14 protein-coding genes are annotated in these 17,840 nt (G+C 28.4%); 10 read left to right on the forward strand and 4 right to left on the reverse strand.

The features are described from left to right. Positions 1 to 260: 260 nt before the first annotated feature. From Ccar_RS07075 to mnmA, 4 genes are all read left to right on the forward strand, one after another. Entirely contained in the window at positions 261 to 992 is a 732-nt protein-coding gene (locus Ccar_RS07075) for a gamma-glutamyl-gamma-aminobutyrate hydrolase family protein (protein ID WP_007060654.1), read from the forward strand. A 2-nt stretch (positions 993 to 994) separates the two neighbouring features. Further along, positions 995 to 2,287: an APC family permease gene (locus Ccar_RS07080; protein ID WP_007060653.1), complete on the forward strand. Its 1,293-nt coding sequence runs from the start codon at positions 995 to 997 to the stop codon at positions 2,285 to 2,287. Between the two features lie 230 nt (positions 2,288 to 2,517). Beyond that, on the forward strand, positions 2,518 to 3,678 hold the full coding sequence (gene nifS / locus Ccar_RS07085; RefSeq protein ID WP_007060652.1) for a cysteine desulfurase NifS: 1,161 nt from the start codon (positions 2,518 to 2,520) through the stop codon (positions 3,676 to 3,678). Between the two features lie 93 nt (positions 3,679 to 3,771). After that, entirely contained in the window at positions 3,772 to 4,848 is a 1,077-nt protein-coding gene (mnmA, locus tag Ccar_RS07090; protein WP_007060651.1) for a tRNA 2-thiouridine(34) synthase MnmA, read from the forward strand. A gap of 66 nt (positions 4,849 to 4,914) precedes the next feature. Here mnmA and Ccar_RS07095 read toward each other — a convergent pair whose 3' ends face one another. Further along, a complete protein-coding gene (locus tag Ccar_RS07095; RefSeq protein ID WP_007060650.1) occupies positions 4,915 to 5,643 on the reverse strand; it encodes a DUF421 domain-containing protein in 729 nt (242 codons plus the stop codon). A gap of 210 nt (positions 5,644 to 5,853) precedes the next feature. Between Ccar_RS07095 and Ccar_RS07100 the strand changes: the two genes are divergently transcribed. The 6 genes from Ccar_RS07100 (at position 5,854) to Ccar_RS07125 (ending at position 13,979) form a co-directional block, all read left to right on the forward strand. Next, positions 5,854 to 6,405 (forward strand): NUDIX hydrolase, encoded by a 552-nt coding sequence (locus Ccar_RS07100; protein WP_007060649.1) that lies wholly within the window; start codon positions 5,854 to 5,856, stop codon positions 6,403 to 6,405. Positions 6,406 to 6,477: 72 nt separating this feature from the next. Further along, on the forward strand, positions 6,478 to 7,509 hold the full coding sequence (locus tag Ccar_RS07105; RefSeq protein ID WP_007060648.1) for a DUF262 domain-containing protein: 1,032 nt from the start codon (positions 6,478 to 6,480) through the stop codon (positions 7,507 to 7,509). After that, on the forward strand, positions 7,509 to 8,735 hold the full coding sequence (locus tag Ccar_RS07110; RefSeq protein WP_007060647.1) for an AAA family ATPase: 1,227 nt from the start codon (positions 7,509 to 7,511) through the stop codon (positions 8,733 to 8,735). The genes Ccar_RS07105 and Ccar_RS07110 overlap by 1 nt, the downstream gene beginning before the upstream one ends. After that, the gene (locus Ccar_RS07115) at positions 8,722 to 9,624 is read left to right on the forward strand and encodes a hypothetical protein (RefSeq protein WP_007060646.1); all 903 of its coding nucleotides are present in this window, start codon (positions 8,722 to 8,724) and stop codon (positions 9,622 to 9,624) included. Before Ccar_RS07110 ends, Ccar_RS07115 begins: the two co-directional genes overlap by 14 nt. An 80-nt stretch (positions 9,625 to 9,704) precedes the next feature. After that, complete coding sequence (pglX, locus tag Ccar_RS07120) at positions 9,705 to 13,430, forward strand: BREX-1 system adenine-specific DNA-methyltransferase PglX (RefSeq protein ID WP_007065205.1); 3,726 nt, start codon at positions 9,705 to 9,707, stop codon at positions 13,428 to 13,430. Between the two features lie 348 nt (positions 13,431 to 13,778). Next, on the forward strand, positions 13,779 to 13,979 hold the full coding sequence (locus Ccar_RS07125) for an alpha/beta-type small acid-soluble spore protein (RefSeq protein WP_007060644.1): 201 nt from the start codon (positions 13,779 to 13,781) through the stop codon (positions 13,977 to 13,979). Between the two features lie 149 nt (positions 13,980 to 14,128). Here the strand turns inward: Ccar_RS07125 and Ccar_RS07130 are convergent, their stop codons facing one another. The 3 genes from Ccar_RS07130 to cooS are packed head-to-tail and all read right to left on the reverse strand — an operon-like array spanning position 14,129 to position 17,715. After that, complete coding sequence (locus tag Ccar_RS07130) at positions 14,129 to 15,364, reverse strand: NAD(P)/FAD-dependent oxidoreductase (RefSeq protein ID WP_007060643.1); 1,236 nt, start codon at positions 15,362 to 15,364, stop codon at positions 14,129 to 14,131. Further along, positions 15,352 to 15,816: a 4Fe-4S dicluster domain-containing protein gene (locus Ccar_RS07135; RefSeq protein WP_007060642.1), complete on the reverse strand. Its 465-nt coding sequence runs from the start codon at positions 15,814 to 15,816 to the stop codon at positions 15,352 to 15,354. The genes Ccar_RS07130 and Ccar_RS07135 overlap by 13 nt, the downstream gene beginning before the upstream one ends. Positions 15,817 to 15,837: 21 nt before the next feature. Continuing rightward, positions 15,838 to 17,715, reverse strand: a complete 1,878-nt coding sequence (gene cooS, locus Ccar_RS07140) for an anaerobic carbon-monoxide dehydrogenase catalytic subunit (protein WP_007060641.1) — start codon at positions 17,713 to 17,715, stop codon at positions 15,838 to 15,840. Between the last annotated feature and the right edge of the window lie 125 nt (positions 17,716 to 17,840).

A 17,840-nucleotide genomic window follows, 5' to 3' on the forward strand; every position in this document is an offset into this window, starting at 1 on the left:
TTTATATTAAATATATTTAATTTTTTATTTAAAAAATATTTTTAAATAAAAAATACTGAAGTGTTTGCTGTGATTGATAATTAAGAAAATTTTGCTTTGAATCAAAATTTACGCTTGAATATACAATGGTTTCAACTATAATTTTTTAGTTTGTTAAAAATAACTTTTATACATTTATTATAAAATAGAAGTTTGATTACTTTTTTTAGGCACAAAAATTGCTATACAATATATCATAAGAAATTTAGGGGGATGACATTATGAGAAAACCACTTATAGGAATAGTAGGAAATTTACTAATTGATCAAGGAGGAATGTTTCCAGGATATGAAAGAGCTTATGTAAATAACGATTATGTACAATCAGTTGCAAAAGCAGGGGGTTCCCCTGTAATATTACCATTAATTTCAGATTATGAAGGGGTAAAAACACAAATAGAAGCTGTGGATTCCATAATAATATCTGGAGGATATGATGTTAATCCATTAATTTATGGTGATGAACCTTCACAAAAACAGGGATTTCTTTGTCCTGAGCGTGATGAATATGATCTTATGGTCATTAAAGCAGCTATGGAGCTAAATAAACCTATATTAGGCATTTGTAGAGGATTACAAATTTTGAATGCAGCTTTAGGTGGAAACATTTATCAAGATTTATCTCAAATAGAAGGCTGCTATATTAAACATGTACAGGAATCCAGACCAGAAGTGGCTGGGCATAGTGTGGAAGTTGTAAAGGGAACAAAATTATATGATATTTTAGGAGAAAAAGTAACAACAAATAGCTTTCACCATCAAGCAGTAAAGGATTTGGCACCAGGCTTTAAGGTAGCAGCTATATCAAAAGATGGAGTTATAGAAGCTATAGAAAAAGAAGAAGGTTTTGTTATAGGTATTCAGTGGCACCCAGAAATGATGACTAGAAAAGGTAATGAATTAATGCTTGGTTTATTTAAAAAATTAGTGCAAATATCAAATAAGGGGGATTAAAAATGGGAGATAATAAAAAATTAGGTTTATGGAGTATAATACTTCTTGGTATCAATGGTGTAATAGGTACAGGTATATTTTTACTTCCAGGAAAAGCAATGAAGCTTATGGGTCCGGGAAGTATTTGGGTGTATTTTTTTGACATGGCGTTAGTTATGGCTATGGCATTGTGTTTTGCAGAAGTTGCAGGCTTATTTAATAAAAATGGAGGACCCTATATTTATGCTAAAGAAGCTTTTGGTGAATTTGTAGGATTTGAAGTAGGCATTATGAAATTGGTAGTAGGTATGATAGCTTGGGCTACTTTTGCAGTGGGGTTTACTACCGCACTATCTAATATTTGGCCAGCAGCATCTAATCCTTTAATTAAAAATTCAATACAAATAGGTATAATTTTAGTTTTATCAATTATAAATATTTTAGGAGTCGATTTTGCAAAAAATTTAAATAATATAATGACTATAGCAAAACTTGTACCGCTAGTGTTATTTATAGCAGTAGGTATTTTCTTCATAAAAGGAGGAAACTTTGTACCTATGTTTCCAAATCAAGTAACATCATCAAGTTTTGGTGCTACGGCAATATTAATATTCTTTGCTTTTACTGGTTTTGAAGCTATAGCAGTAGCAGCTGAGGATATGGAAAATCCTAAAAAGAACTTACCTATAGCAATCATGATAACTATGTTTTTGGTATCAATAATATATATACTAATTCAAGCAGTATCTATAGGAACATTAGGTGCAAAGCTTGCAGCAAGCAGCACTCCAGTAGCACAATCAGCAGCTACATTTTTAGGAGGTTTTGGAGGACTTTTAGTTACAGTTGGTACTTTAGTATCCATAGGTGGTATAAATATAGCAGAATCTTTTATACTTCCAAGATCAGCTGTGGCTCTAGCTGAAGATGGACTTTTACCTAGAATTATAGCTAAAAAGAATAAAGCAGGTACTCCTTATATAGCAAGTATAGTAACTGCAGTTTTAACTATTCCGATTGTGATGACAGGAAGTTTTACACAACTTGCAGCAATAAGTGCAATTTCAAGATTTACTCAATACATACCAACTTGTCTTGCTGTTATAATTTTTAGAAAAAGAGGAATGAAATCTACTTTTAAAGTACCTTTTGGACCAGTTCTTCCTATATTATCTGTAGGTATTAGTTTTTGGCTTTTAACTCAAGCAACTAAGGTTCAGATTACATGGGGACTTGGAGCAATGGTAATAGGAATTCCATTATACTTTATTATGAAGAGTAGTGATAAGAAGATTGATAAATCAAGTAATTGTTAGTTTAGTGTAAAATTATTAATATTGAACTTAATAAGAATAATGCGAAGCAAAACTTCGCATTATTTTTATATGTAGTATTTATTGTAAATTTAGAATAGCTAGATTTAATAGGTTTCATATTGACAAAAGGCAATTTTAAAAATAAAATAGTAATATCATAGTAATTTACTCTGAATTATTTTTAGAAATTGTTACTATATTAAATAAAAGTTTAGGGAGACGATAAATTTATGTCTAGAGAAGTTTACATGGATCATGCAGCTACAACTTATATGAAAGAAGAAGTTATTGAAGAGATGAAGCCTTATTTAACAGATTATTTTGGCAATCCTTCATCTATATATAAAATATCTAGAAAAACCAAAATGGCCATAGATGAAAGTAGAATGAGAATAGCCAATGCTATAAATGCCAATGCAGATGAAATATATTTTACTGCAGGAGGTTCTGAAGCTGATAACTGGGCTTTAAAAGGTACAGCTTTAGCAAATAAAGATAAAGGAAATCATATAATAACTACAGCTATTGAACATCATGCAATACTTCACAGTTGTGAATATTTGGAAAAGTTAGGTTTTGAAGTTACTTATTTGCCTGTAAATGAATTTGGAATAGTAGATGTGGAAGATGTTAAAAAGTCTATTACAGATAAAACTATATTAGTTTCTATAATGTTTGCTAATAATGAAATAGGCAGCATACAGCCTATAGAACAAATAGGAAGTATATGTAGAAGTCAAGGAATTATTTTTCATACAGATGGAGTTCAAGCAGTAGGCAGCATACCTATAGATGTAAAAAAAATGAATATAGATTTACTTTCTATGGCTTCACATAAGTTTTATGGACCTAAAGGAATAGGTGCGCTTTATATGAGAAAAGGAATAAAAGTAGATAATTTAATTCATGGTGGAGCACAGGAAAGAGCTAAAAGAGCTGGCACAGAAAATGTTATGGCCATTGCCGGCATGGGAAAAGCCATAGAATTGGCAGATCAAAATATGCAAGAAGAAAGAAGAAGATTAACTTATTTAAGGGATAAAATGATAAATGAGCTTTTAAATATACCAGAAACTAAATTAAATGGAGCAGACGGAGAAAATAGGTTACCAGGGAATGTAAATATAAGCTTTGAGTCTGTAGATGGTGATACACTGCTTATGCTGCTTGACAGTGAAGGTATATGTGCTTCTAGTGGAAGTGCTTGTTCTGCAGGTGCTTTGGAGCCATCACATGTTTTAATGGCTATAGGATTAAATAAGGATTTAGCTAAAGGTTCCTTAAGACTGACTTTAGGATATAAAACTACAGAAGAAGATGTAGAATATGTAGTAAATACAATAAAAGAAGTAGTAAATAAAATTAGAGATAACAAGAAAAAGTGGCAGTAGAAAAAATCACTTGGAATTCTATAGATTATAGTATAAAATGTAGTATTGTAAGTAAATATGTCATTGTAATTATATTAGAAAAAGGTGATAAATATGAATAAAAAAGTTGTAATTGGTATGAGCGGAGGAGTAGATAGTTCTGTTGCAGCATATCTTTTAAAACAGCAGGGTTATGATGTTATAGGCGTGACCATGCAGGTGTGGCAGGAAGATGAAGAATATGAAGCAGTAGAAGGAGGGTGTTGTTCTTTAAGTGCTGTAGAAGATGCTAGAAGAGTAGCATATAAGTTAGACATACCTTTTTATGTTATGAATTTTAAAGATATATTTAAAAAGAATGTTATAGATTATTTTATTGATGAATACATGCAGGGAAGAACTCCTAATCCATGTGTAGCTTGTAATAAGTTTATAAAATTTGATGCATTATTAAAAAAGGCTATGGAATTAGGTGCTGATTATGTAGCTACAGGACACTATGCTGTAGTAGAAAAGCATGATAATAGATATATTTTAAGAAAATCTGAGGATGATAAAAAAGATCAAACTTATGCTTTATATAATCTCACTCAATTTCAATTAGAGCATACTCTTATGCCTTGTGGTGTTTACAAGAAGGAAAGAATAAGAGAAATAGCAAAAGAAATAGGTTTATTAGTTCATAATAAAAAAGATAGTGAAGAAATTTGTTTTATCCCAGATAATGATCATGGTGGATACATAAAAAAGCAAGTTCCGAGTAAGGTAAAACCAGGAAATTTTGTGGATAAAGAAGGAAATGTATTAGGAAGACATAAAGGAATAGTTTATTATACAATAGGACAAAGAAAGGGACTTGGAATAGCTTTTGGTGTACCAATGTATGTAACAGATATAAATCCTTTAAGAAATGAAGTAGTATTAGGCAGCGAAAATGACATATTTAAGACAGAATTGATTGCTAAAGATATTAACTTTATACCTTTTGACAGTCTTCAAGGTACAATGGAAATTCAAGCTAAAGTTAGATATTCTGCAAAACCTTCAAGAGCATGGATAACTGCTTTAGATAATGGAAGAGTAAAGGTTGAATTTGAAAATAAACAGCGTGCTATAACTAAAGGTCAATCCGTTGTATTCTATAATAATGATTTATTATTAGGCGGCGGAGTTATTGATGAAATATTGTAGTTTGCAATAAAGTGTATTAAATAGTGATTTTTTCATGATAATGGATTAGAGTTGAATTAATATGCTCTAATCCATTATGTTTTTATCTTTAATATTATTGTTTTTTAAGCTTACATATAAATTATTGTTAGTATCAACAGAAGCAAAAAATACTTCATTCAAAGATTTAATTTTTTGTTTTTTTAATTGATTTTTTAGCCAGGATTCATTAAGATTCATGAGTTTTAAATTTGAATACATTATTTTGCCATCTATAACTATGCTGGCACATAATCCTTCATATTCTACGGGAATCTTTAAATCATAAGGAGTTAATGGCAGTTTTTCTCGTTTTAATTGAACACTAACTTTTCCAGTACTTTCAAGTATTGCAAATTCTACATCTTTTATATTAAATACACCGTTTAATCGAAGTTCTTCAAGAAGATCATTTATATTAAAGCGTTCCTTTCTAAGATTTCTTTCTATAATTTTACCATTTTGAACAAGAATAGTTGGTGTATCTTCAAATTTTCTTCTTAGAAACATACATTTAAGAGAAAAGTAAGATACAAGTATAGGGAAAACTCCCCATATGATTAATGATTCTATTACTTCAAAGTAAGGTATATTTTCATCTACAGAAAAGGATGCAGCTATGGAACCTATGCTTATTCCAACACAATAATCAAAAAAAGTAAGTTGAGAAACTTGCTTTTTACCCATAAATCTTGTAAGGGAAAAGAGAAGCATTAATGCAATTGCATTTCTAATAAAAATTTCAAAACCTAATTTTAAAAATTTAATTATTATCATCTCCTTCTATATAAATAAGCTACTAATTATTATTCCAAGGTTAAAAACAAAAATTCATTTGTGTATAGCAGAACTACTGTATTTCAATTATGATATAATATTGTAATAAAGTTTAAACATATGTGATATGTGAAGTTTGAAATGCAAACTTTTACATAAAATAAATTAATTAATATATAAACCTATATGATATATAGAAAGGATAAAAATATGAATTGGATTGAGTCTATAAAAAAATATGTTCCTTATAATGAACAAGAAGAAAAGGATAAAGAAGTAATTTTAAAATGTATTGATAAATTTGATGATGTATTAACCAGAAGAAATGAAATTGCTCATTTAACCAGTTCAGCTTTTGTGATTAATAAAAATAAGGATAAAGTTTTAATGGTATATCATAATATATATGATTCATGGTCATGGACAGGTGGTCATACAGATGGAGAAGATGATTTGCTAGCTGTTGCAATTAGAGAAGTAAAAGAAGAAACTGGAGTGGAAAAACTTAAAGTACTATCTTCAAGTATATTTTCAATGGATATATTAACAGTATTAGGTCATATAAAAAGAGGACAGTATGTATCTCCTCATTTACATTTATCAATTGCCTATTTATTAGAAGGTGATGAAAATGAAGAACTTATTGTTAAAGAAGATGAGAATAGTGCTGTTAAATGGATTCCTATAGAAGAAGTGATTATGCACAGCAGTGAACCTCATATGCAGAAGTTGTATAAGAAATTGATAGCAAAACTGGAATAATACATATTAAACTTCCATTGTGATATAATATTGTCAAGTTTAAATGTTTGAAATGGAGGTTATAATTACAGAATGAATGAAAATTTAAAACCTCAAAATATAAATATAGCACAATTGACATTTTCAATTTTTGAAACGGTGAGAAAGGTTGAAAGAGGGGATATTCAATTAGAAGCTGAATTTCAAAGAAATTTTAAATGGCTGCCAGATAAAAAGTCTAAGCTGATAGAATCTATCATTTTAGATATTCCTATTCAAGCAATTTACTTGTCAGAGGATGACGATTATAAATATGAAATAATAGATGGTCAGCAGCGAATAAGAACCATAACGGAATTTGTTAATAATAAGTTTAAATTGCAAAATACAGTGCTATTTAAGGAAAATAAATTATTTAAAGATTTAGAACCAAGTATTCAAAGGAAAATTGAAGATTTTCAACTTGTAATTTTTGTGGTGAAAAAGGATAATAATCCAGATATAAAGTTTGAAATTTTTGAAAGAATTAATACTGGTGCAGTAAGATTAAATTCCCAAGAACTGCGAAATTGTATTTATAGAAATAAAGGCATACCATTTATAAAGCAGCTAGTTAAGGAAAGTGATTACAGAAAATTAATAAAGGATAAGAAAGTTAATATAAATTCAATGCAGGATCAAGAATTAGTATTGAGATTTATGTCGTTTTATTATAGAGGAATTAAATCCTATGGTGGAAATTTAAAAAAATTTCTCAATGAGACTTTGGATAATTATGATGACTATAGACATAGAGAAAATGAATTTAAAAGTACGTTCTTAAATACAGTAAACAGTATATATAATGTTTTTGGAAAGGATGCATTTGTAATAAAGAACAAAAATAAAAAAGGTAAGCTTAATGTGGCACTATTTGAAATACTCATGGTATCTTTTTCAAAATATGATTCTGCTTGTATAGAAAAAAATAAGGAATGTATAAAGGATAAATTGGAGAAGCTTTTAATGGAAAATGAATCTTTTAGAGAATCTATTGTAGGTGCATCAACTACTACAAAAACTAAAGCATATGAGAGATTTGAAATATGGGATAATTGCATGGAAAAAATGTTAGGAGAAGAGTAATGATTAGTAAATATTCAATTAGTAACTTTAAAATTCATAAATCAGGATATATATTTAACTTAAATGGATTAACAATTTTAACTGGAACTAATAACTCAGGAAAATCATCATTAACTCAAAGTTTAAGGCTTCTTTCAAAAATAAATAGAAACTCATTTAGTTATACAAAATTGCCATTTGAACAAATATCAGAATTAGGTGACTTTAAGAGAACTTTAAATAAGGAAGTAAGCAGAAGAGAAAGCATAAAGTATAAATTATCTCTTAAAGTAGAAAATCTAAAGTTTTGTAATGTTGAATTGGAGTTTGATTCCATATACAATTATAAACTAAATTTTGTTGATATGGCAGATGTAGCAATATTGAAAAGGATAGACATTTATTTCAAAAACAACACTGAACTTGTAAAAAATTATGAATTTGTTATAAATACAGATAACAGTAATCCAATAACTTATGATTTAAATGAAATTATTTTAAATGATAAAGAAGAAAAAAGAATTTTGCTGCAAAAAGGAATTTTAGTTAAAGGATTATATCCCAATTTTATACCTCAATTTTTACAACAAGGCTTTAAGGAATTGCTAACTGTAAATGCACATTTAGGAAATATAAATGAAAATTCAATAAAGTATATACCTGCATTAAGAAGTAATGGTAATATGGCCGATATTTTGGATAACTTTAAAGAAAATATAATTTTTGATAATAAAACAAGATTAATAGATGCATTCTATATTTGGACGAATAAAATATTAAATTCAAATTTCAAATTAAAAATAGAGGAAAATAAGCGAAAAATTGTTGCTTTAGAAAATAATATAGAGTTTGATCTTCAACAAATAGGATTTGGAAATACTCAAATACTTCCTATTTTAATAACTATTTTAACTGCTAAAAAGGGAGATTTAGTTATAATTGAAAATCCAGAAGTTCATCTGCATCCAAAGTGGAAGACTAATTTAGTTGAATTATTTTATTATGCTGTTAAATGTGGAGTTAATATATTGATTGAAACTCAAAGTTTAGAAATTGTTAATAGGGTAAGATTATCTGTCAAAAATGATAATACATTAAAAGATAAAACATCGCTTTATTTCTTTGAAAATCACAGTTTAAAATCTAGTATACAAAAAATAGAAATAGAGGATACGGGAAGTTTAGATCTATGGCCAGATGACTTTGTAGATAAAGTAACCATAGAGGATAACTTTGGATTATTATAATATGGATTTTTATCTTAATGAAAACAATTTAATTATAGATAAAGAGAATGTAGCAGAAAATTTAAAAGAGATAAAGCAATTTTATGATTTATTAAAAGTTAAAAATTATAAGCTGTGTATTAAGGATAATCTTGATTTAGATTATAAAAATTTGAATGCTGATAAATCCATTAGTACATTATTAGTATTTTTAAAATACTTAGATCCTATAGAAACTTATGGAGTTAATACAATAGACTGTGATGAAGTTGATCCGTTCATTGATAATTATTATTTTATTGAGTTAATGAGTTTATGTCATAAATATGATAATAATATAATATTATCTTCAGCTAATGAACATGAAATAGTAAATTCAGAGTATAAGGTTAATATTAATAAAAGAACTGAAATAGTAAAAAACATTATTGGAAAGAGTAAATTGGAAGAATATTTAATTTTTAATCCTGCACCTAAAAATATAAATGAAGTTTTTAAAAAAGCGGAGTTGGAATTCCCGCATATAAAATTTACAGATAGAGCATATAAAACGGCAAATTCACGAGAAGATATATATAAGCAGTATGGTTTTATGAAACTATTAAATATTTTTAGGGTACTGGAAACATTAGTATATCCATTTTTAAAAGGAAAGTTACAAGGATTTTTTGAGGATAGTATAGAAGAAGAGTTTAAGAAACAGACTAATGGAATAGAATTTTCACATGAATCAGATTCAACTATGAATAAATATGGCAAAAAAAGAGAAGTCACCATTAATGGAAAAAAGATAAAAATGAGCTATCATATAAAACTTGGAGATAACAGAATGTACTTTATTTATCATAAAGAGGATGATTGTATTTATATTGGACATAGTGGGGAACATTTACAAATAGCAGATCAATAAATGAGTAAAATCCATAGCATAGTTTAATTTGTCTATGGATTATTTGTTATGAAAATATAGCATAAAGAAAGGTAATATTTATGGATAAGACTAAAGTAAAATCCTTTTCAGTTTGGGCTAGAAGAAATTTGATAAAAGCAGTAGCAAAAAGAGCTTTAAAAATAGGGGTAGAAAAAAATAGCATTTCAGAAGTAGAAGAGTTTCAGCACGGATTCAAAATAAAAGGAAAAGAAGAAATAATTGATTTTCCTGTTAGATACAGAAAAACTCTAATTGATAATATAAAACAAAAGGGCTTTGAAGAAATAATAGAAGAAGTTGCTTGTACATGGTTTTTTAGATTTATTGCTTTGAGATATATGGAGGTCAATAGTTATCTTCCAGAAAAAATAATAGATCTGCCATTAGAAAAGTTTCCTATTGACAAACAAAAAGATATGCCAAAATTATATAAATATATTTTAATCAAAGAATGCAGTGAGTTAGGAAAAATTATTCCTGAGATATTTCAAAATAAGAGCGATTATATGGAAATTTTGATTCCAGATAACCTTTTGAATGAAGATTCTATAATTAAAAGATTAGTACAAGATATTGAAGAAGAATGTTTAAAGGAAGAAAATAATTTTCGACAGGATTACAAAGGTTTATGTGGGGTAGAAGTTATAGGATGGATGTACCAATACTACATATCAGAAAAAAAGGATGAAGTTTTTGCAGCGTTAAAAGAAAATGTGAAAATAGAGAAGGAAAATATACCGGCAGCTACACAATTGTTTACTCCAAAATGGATTGTAAAATATATGGTAGAAAATTCATTGGGAAGATTATGGATTGATAAGTTTAAAGGGGATAGTGAATACATAGATAATGAAAAATGTACTAGCAGTAAAGGTGGAAGGTTACATATAGGGTTATTAAAGGAGAAATGGCAATATTATTTAGAAGAATCTCAGCAAGGATTAGAAGTAGAAAGAGAATTAGATAAAATTAGAAAATATGAAAATAATATATCCCCAGAAAACATAAGAATATTAGATCCTTGCATGGGAAGTGGACATATATTAGTTTATGCTTTTGACTTGCTTTACGAAATATACATTGATGCAGGCTATAATAGAAGAGAAATACCAGAACTTATACTTAAAAATAATATATATGGTTTAGACATAGATGATAAAGTAACTAAACTATCTTCCTTTGCATTGAAAATGAAAGCAAGATATTATAACAAAGAATTATTTAAAGACATACAAAGAGATAGATTAAAGTTAAACATTTGTTCAATAGAAGAAAGTAATGAAATAAGCAAAGAAGTAATAGATTACTTTTGTAGTTCACAAGTGTTGAAAAAAAGTATAAATAGCAAAGTTAAAAGTTCAAAGAACATAGTAAAAAACTCAAGGGTAGACAAAAGTCAGGATAGGCTTAAAGTAGAAGAATATAACTTAAGGAAAGATGTTGAATATTTAGTAAATACATTTAATAATGCTAAAGAATATGGATCTATACTTGAGGTAAGGAAAATTAACTTTGAAGAATTAGAGAGTAGAATAGAGGAAATAAAAAAAGAGGATAATTTCATATTTGGAGATTATAGAAAACTGATTTTAGATAAAATTCCTCTGCTCATAAAACAAGGGAAAATAATGAGTATGAAATATGATGTGGTTATTACTAATCCACCTTACATGGGACTTAGGGGAATAAACAGTAAATTAGCAGATTTTTTAATTAATAATTTTCCAATATCAAAATATGATTTATTTTCTGTTTATATGGAAGTATGTTTAAAATACAGTAAAAGATATGGAATAGTGTCTATGATTAATCAGCATTCATGGATGTTTTTATCTAGTTTTATGGAATTTAGAAATTGGCTTTTAGATAAATCTACTTTCATAAATATGCTTCATTTGGGGACTAGAGCTTTTGAAGAGAATGTTGGAACTATTGTTCAAAATGTAGCATATGTAAGTAGAAATTATTTTAATTATTCATATAAAACTAAAGTAATAAATCTTACAAAGGAAAATAGTAGTGAAGAAAAAAATATTAAATTAAAAGAGATATGCAGTAATATTTCAAAAAGAGAAATTTATGAACTGGCTTTGAAACAATTATTTATAATTCCTAGTAAACCTTTTGCTTACTGGGTTAATGAAAACATATTGAAGGTATTTTCTTCTTTTAAGCCTTTAAGTGAATTGGCAAAGCCAAGACAGGGAATGGCAACTTCAGATAATAAGAGATTTTTAAGACAATGGTTTGAAGTTGATATTAATAAAATCAAATTTGATGCTAATAACTCAGAAGAAGCACAAAATTCAGGGAAAAAGTGGTTTCCATATAATAAAGGTGGAGAATATAGAAAGTGGTATGGAAATAATGAATTTATAATAAATTGGGAAAATGATGGCAAAGAAGTAAAAGAGTATGCAGCTAAATTGTATAAATCTTATAGCAGAACTATAAAAAATGAAAAGTTTTATTTTAAAAAAGGGTTAACTTACACATTTATATCAGAAGACATAGGAGCAAGGTATTGTCAAAATGGATTCATATTTGATGTGGCAGGTTCATCTATTTTCTCTGAAAAAGAGGAACAAATTAATATAGTTTTGGCATTGTTATGCAGTAAGATATCTAAAATGTTCTTGGATATAATGAATCCAACTTACAATATCCAGGTAGGCGATATAAAGAATATTCCCATAAGTAAAAAGATATTTCAGGAAGAAATAAGTTATAAGATTAAAAATTTAGTTCATGAAAATATAATTATAAGTAAAAATGAATGGGATTCATTTGAAACTTCCTGGGACTTTAAATGGCATCCATTTTTATTAATTAAGAGTGGAGAACTAGAACCAGACATAAGTGAAGCTGAAAAAAATTTGCGTAATAAATACATATCATATGGATTTGATGTTTGGAAGTCTTTTACACATAAACAATTTCAAAAATTAAAGGAAAATGAAGAAGAATTAAATAGAATGCTTATTGAAATATATGGATTTAAGGAAGAATTAACACCTGAAGTTAAAGATAAAGACATAACTATTAAAAAAGCGGATAAGGAAAGAGATATTAAATCTTTTATATCCTTTGCAGTAGGTTGTATGTTTGGAAGATATTCTGCCCATAAAAAAGAGCTTATTTGTAATGAAAGCATAGATGATAGTATTATTATTCCAATAACAGAAGAAGAATGTTTTGAGGATGATATAGTTTTAAGATTCATTAATTTTGTTAAAGCTTTGTATGGCAAAGAAACTTTAAATGAAAATTTGGACTTTATTGCAGATTCTATAGGAAGAAAATCCTTTGAAACTTCAAAGCAGTGTATAAAAAGATATTTTTTAAGAGAGTTTTATAAAGATCATTTAAAGATATATAAGAAAAAACCTATTTATTGGCTATTAAAATCTGGTAAAAATGAAGGTTTTAGTGCATTAATATATATGCATAGGTATAATGAAAATATTATACAAAGTGTTAGGACAAATTATATTCATTTAATTATAGAAAAGTATACAAAACAAATGAATAAGTTAAATATTATAGTTTCTTCAGAAGATTATTCAAGTAAGAATGTAAATAGTGCAAAGAAAGATATTGAAAAAATTTCTAAAAAAATAGAAGAATGTAAGGAGTATGAAAAATTTTTAGAATATTTATCAGCTAGGAAAGTGTCTATTGATTTAGATGATGGAATTAAAGCTAATTATGAAAAATTTCAGCAAATTAAGTTTATTAATTTCAAGGGAGTAGAAGTTAAAAAGGATTTATTTTTTAAGATATAAAATAAAATAGCCTTGAATTTAATCTTGGCTATTTTATTTAGACTGAACTATATATGGGAATAAATATAAATATTTATTAATGGATAAGTTATTCTAAGGGTTAGAGAAATTTAGCATAGGAAAACTTTCACTTAAACTTAGAATAACTTTATAAAGGAGTTATTACATAATGAATATATAGTAAAGTTTAACCACGTGAGAGTTTTTTATACATAAAAATATTAAAATATTTTTTTTGAAAAAGTTTTCTATTTTTACATATAGTTTAATAGGGTAATAATATTAAAATTGAGCAAACTCTTACTACACACATAAATATATTAAATTTTTTATAAAGGAGATGTTTTTATGTCAAACAATAGTAGTAATAGAGTTTTAGTACCAGAAGCTAAGGAAGGTTTAAATAGGTTTAAAATGGAATCAGCTAGAGAAGTAGGAGTAAACTTAAAGGATGGGTACAATGGAGATTTAACAGCAAGAGAAGCTGGTTCAATAGGTGGAAACATGGTTAAGAAAATGGTAGAAGCATACGAAAAAGGATTAGAGTAAATAAAATGCTTTTACTAATAAATTAAAGGACTTTATTAAGGTAGACCTATATTTATAATTTTTAATAAATATACAAATAGGGATTAGTACTATAAAGTTAATTTTAGTACTAATCCCTTTATTTAATTACTATTAGCGATGTTTCTAATTTATTTAGAAACTAATTTGTAATTATATTGACCATCTAAATCTACGTTATAGAAATCAGAATAATCGATATCAAATATATTTTTATGAATGTGCTCTATATTTATTTTATTTTTTATTAATTCTCCTAAAACTCCGCAGTAGGATATATCTCCAATCAGTAATGCACCATAAATTATTCCATCCTTATGAATTATTTTCTTGTAAATTCCTTGTCCTTCAATTATATCTACATCATAAGTATTATCCGGAGGATTTACATTTCCAAGGGAAACGCATTCTAAACCAAGTAAATTCATTGAATTTTTCATGCCGAAGTTGTCAGTTAAATCTTTGTTATTACCTGACATATTAAAGGCTGCAGTAATACCTTGTTTTACAGCTATAGGCCATATTGGTGCAGTAAAGGTTACATCACCAGCAGCATATATGTCTGGTGCATTGGTTTTACAGTATTTATCTACTACAATTCCTTTTTCAACCTTTATCATATTATCCTTTATAAAATTTATATTAGGTCTAACTCCAGCTGCAACTATTATCATATCGCAGTCTAAAGTGGTTGAATCAGATAATACTGCCTTGTGTGCATAGCCACTTTCATTTAAAATAACTTCCTCCAATTTAACAGAAGTAAAAAGGTCAATATTTTTTTCCTTTAAAAGTTTTTCATATATAGAGGAGGCTTTTTTATCTAATTGAAGTGGGAGAAGTCTATCGCCCATTTCCACAATTGAAATTTTAATGTTTTTTCTCATAATACCTAAAACTGCATCCACTCCAACAAGACCTGCACCAAGTATCACCACATTTTTTGCATTTTTAAGTGTATTTTCTATGGCAGTGACATCTTCAAAGTTTCTAAGAGAATATACTCCTTTAGCTTCTCTTAAATTTTTAACAGGAGGAATGAAGGATGAAGCTCCAGAGGCTATGAGCAACTTATCAAATTTATAACTAGTTTTATCTTCAACTAATACTTTTTTATTGTCTATATCAATATTAGAAACTGCTGCATTTTTAATCCAGTTAATATTATATTTTTCAAAGAAATCTTCCTCTATAAAACTTAACTCTTTTAATGTTCTGCTTCCATCTAGTGCTCTATGAAGCATACATCTAGAGTAAACAGAGTCATCTTTTGAAATAATTGTTATTTCACTATCTTTGTCAAGATTTCTCAAGGTTTTAGCAGCATTTATTCCAGCAGCACTGGCACCTATTATTAAATATTGCATAAGTCGCCATCCTCCTTTTCTAAATAAATTGCACCTGTTGGACAATTTTCAACACATCTTGGAATTTCTTTATTAGTACACAGGTCGCATTTTATTATTTTGCTCTTAGTTTTAGAATCAGGCTTTAAAACTCCATAAGGGCAGGACATGACACACATAAAGCAGCTGGCACATTTATTTTCATCATAGGATACTATGCCACTTTCGGGATCTTTAGTCATTGCTCCGCTCATACAAGTCATAACACATTCAGGCTCATCACAATGACGACAGAAAATAGGAAATTTATTACCTTTTTCATCTAAGGATATATGATTCCTGCTTTCAAGAGAAGTATCTTCTAAATCCAAATCTAAAAATGATTTTCCGTTTTCATTATGTTCTGACATGCAAGCTAAGGTACAATTTAAACATCCTGTACATAGGTCCTTATTTATCATTATCCTTTTCATAAAGCACACCTTCCAATCTACTTAACTAAGTCCTAAACTTTGTCTACGTTTAAGTATGATTTGTTCTAGCTCATCTGCGGCTTTTATTATGTCATCTTCTATTATTAATTTTCCACCTGTAAGGCTTTCCATATCTTCTGTAAGAACTTTTGTTACAACTTTACTTCCACCTATGAAAGGAGATGAACCAAGATGAAGAGGAAGTCCAAGTGCAAGTCCAAAACATCCATCTGCTAGTGCTTGTTCTTCAAGCCATTGAGGTGCAGAAAGTACAAGAGGAAGTTGAGGTATATCTATTTTTAAATATTCTGCTAGTTCTTTTGCTACAATTTCTAATCTTCCTATAGCAAGACATGGACCAAAGTTTAAAACAGGTGGTACGCCAAGAGTTTTACATACTTCTTTTAAACTATCGCCTGCAAGTTCAGCTGCTGATGGTGACATTAATCCTACATTTTCAAGACCACCACTGGAGCATCCTGCAGAAAGTACAATTATGTTTCTCTTTATAAGTTCTTTTGCAAGTTCTACTGTAAATATATCATGACCTTTAGTTGTTAAATTTGAACAACCTACTATTCCTGCCACACCTTTTATTTTTCCAGCAGCAATTAAGTCTACTAGAGCTTTCCAGTTTCCACCTAAAAATGCTTTAAGAGAAGTTTCGCTTACACCTGTTATTACATCATCAAAACCATGATCTTTTGGAACGTTCATTTTAACTTGAGCTCTTCTTGTTTTATAACTTTCAAGAGCTTTGTCTATTACATAATTGCTTATTTTTTCTCTATCTTCAAAAGAGTATTCAAAATAATCTGCGTTAGCTTTTTTAGCAACTTCATCTAGGCATATCATTTTAACCATGAATTCATCTGCTATAGGTTCAATTCCAGGAAGAGTACAGTTGAATTCTGATACTATTGCATCTATACCTCCAGTAGCTATTAAAGCTTCACTTGTAAAGTTATTTCCAGCATGTCCTGAAAATACTTCATCATAGTGTTTTCCTCTGAGTTGTAAATCCTGACCTACACAAGTACATCCAACTAACTTGAAGCCTTTAGCTCCAACTTCCTTAGCTTTTTGCACTACTTCAGGTTTTATAAGTTCTTCTTCTAAGTGTGATATTATAGATTGTTGGTGTCCTGTTATCATTAAATTTATATAATCCGTATCTACAACCTTAAAACCAACTTTTGCAGCTCTTATTGCTGGTTCGCCTAAAACTATGTCATTTAACAAATTAGTCAAAGTAAGTCCATATACACCAGTGGATATTCCAAGTTTTAAACAATTTAAAAGCATATCTACAGGATCACTGTTTAAATTTGTAGACGTTTTTACAACTGCATCAAAAACTTCTGATTTAGCTCCTCCAGGCATTATGTTTAACTTGTTCCAATTTTCAAGTCTAGGAGCATATCCTATCTTGTTTACTATGTCCATTTTTTCAAATTTTGGTTTATATAAATCTTTTAGTACTTCTTCAGCTACGAGTACTGCTTTTTTATGAGGATCAGTTTCTGTTATGCCAAATTGTTCTGCCAGTGTATTAAGTGCGTTGATTCCTTTTATTTCTCCACCAGTTTCACCTATGGATTTTACATTTCTAGCTGTAGTTTCTACTACATGAATATAACATCCAGAACCTGCAGCTACAGCCCTTAATAAGTTTCTAGCAACTATTGTATCAGCATTAGCACCGCATATTCCCTTTGGAGAATTAGGAGTTATTCTGCAGGGACCATTAGAACATAACTTACAACAGACTCCAAGTTGTCCAAAACCACATTTAATCTTTTGATTTTCTACTCTGTGATGAGAAGTTTCTACATCTAAGGAGCTTATAAAATTTTCTAATACAGCATCTGCTGATTTACAAGTTTTGTTATTTGACATTATAAAACCTCCAAATATAATTTATTAATACTACTTATTGTTTAGTATTTTTTGTTTTAAGATATATGTAACTTACAAATAGTATTTATCCATAGGATAAATATAAACTATTTCCTGATTCTTGT

Source organism: Clostridium carboxidivorans P7, from assembly GCF_001038625.1.
Lineage (GTDB): Bacteria > Bacillota > Clostridia > Clostridiales > Clostridiaceae > Clostridium_AM > Clostridium_AM carboxidivorans.

Bases quoted from the DNA above. Each gene is read 5' to 3' on its own strand.
- Ccar_RS07135 (WP_007060642.1), bottom strand. From the start codon at position 15,816: ATGAAAAGGATAATGATAAATAAGGACCTATGTACAGGATGTTTAAAT.
- Ccar_RS07130 (WP_007060643.1), bottom strand. From the start codon at position 15,364: ATGCAATATTTAATAATAGGTGCCAGTGCTGCTGGAATAAATGCTGCT.
- Ccar_RS07110 (WP_007060647.1), top strand. From the start codon at position 7,509: ATGATTAGTAAATATTCAATTAGTAACTTTAAAATTCATAAATCAGGA.
- Ccar_RS07125 (WP_007060644.1), top strand. From the start codon at position 13,779: ATGTCAAACAATAGTAGTAATAGAGTTTTAGTACCAGAAGCTAAGGAA.
- Ccar_RS07100 (WP_007060649.1), top strand. From the start codon at position 5,854: ATGAATTGGATTGAGTCTATAAAAAAATATGTTCCTTATAATGAACAA.
- mnmA (WP_007060651.1), top strand. From the start codon at position 3,772: ATGAATAAAAAAGTTGTAATTGGTATGAGCGGAGGAGTAGATAGTTCT.
- Ccar_RS07075 (WP_007060654.1), top strand. From the start codon at position 261: ATGAGAAAACCACTTATAGGAATAGTAGGAAATTTACTAATTGATCAA.
- Ccar_RS07095 (WP_007060650.1), bottom strand. From the start codon at position 5,643: ATGATAATAATTAAATTTTTAAAATTAGGTTTTGAAATTTTTATTAGA.
- Ccar_RS07105 (WP_007060648.1), top strand. From the start codon at position 6,478: ATGAATGAAAATTTAAAACCTCAAAATATAAATATAGCACAATTGACA.
- nifS (WP_007060652.1), top strand. From the start codon at position 2,518: ATGTCTAGAGAAGTTTACATGGATCATGCAGCTACAACTTATATGAAA.
- pglX (WP_007065205.1), top strand. From the start codon at position 9,705: ATGGATAAGACTAAAGTAAAATCCTTTTCAGTTTGGGCTAGAAGAAAT.
- cooS (WP_007060641.1), bottom strand. From the start codon at position 17,715: ATGTCAAATAACAAAACTTGTAAATCAGCAGATGCTGTATTAGAAAAT.
- Ccar_RS07080 (WP_007060653.1), top strand. From the start codon at position 995: ATGGGAGATAATAAAAAATTAGGTTTATGGAGTATAATACTTCTTGGT.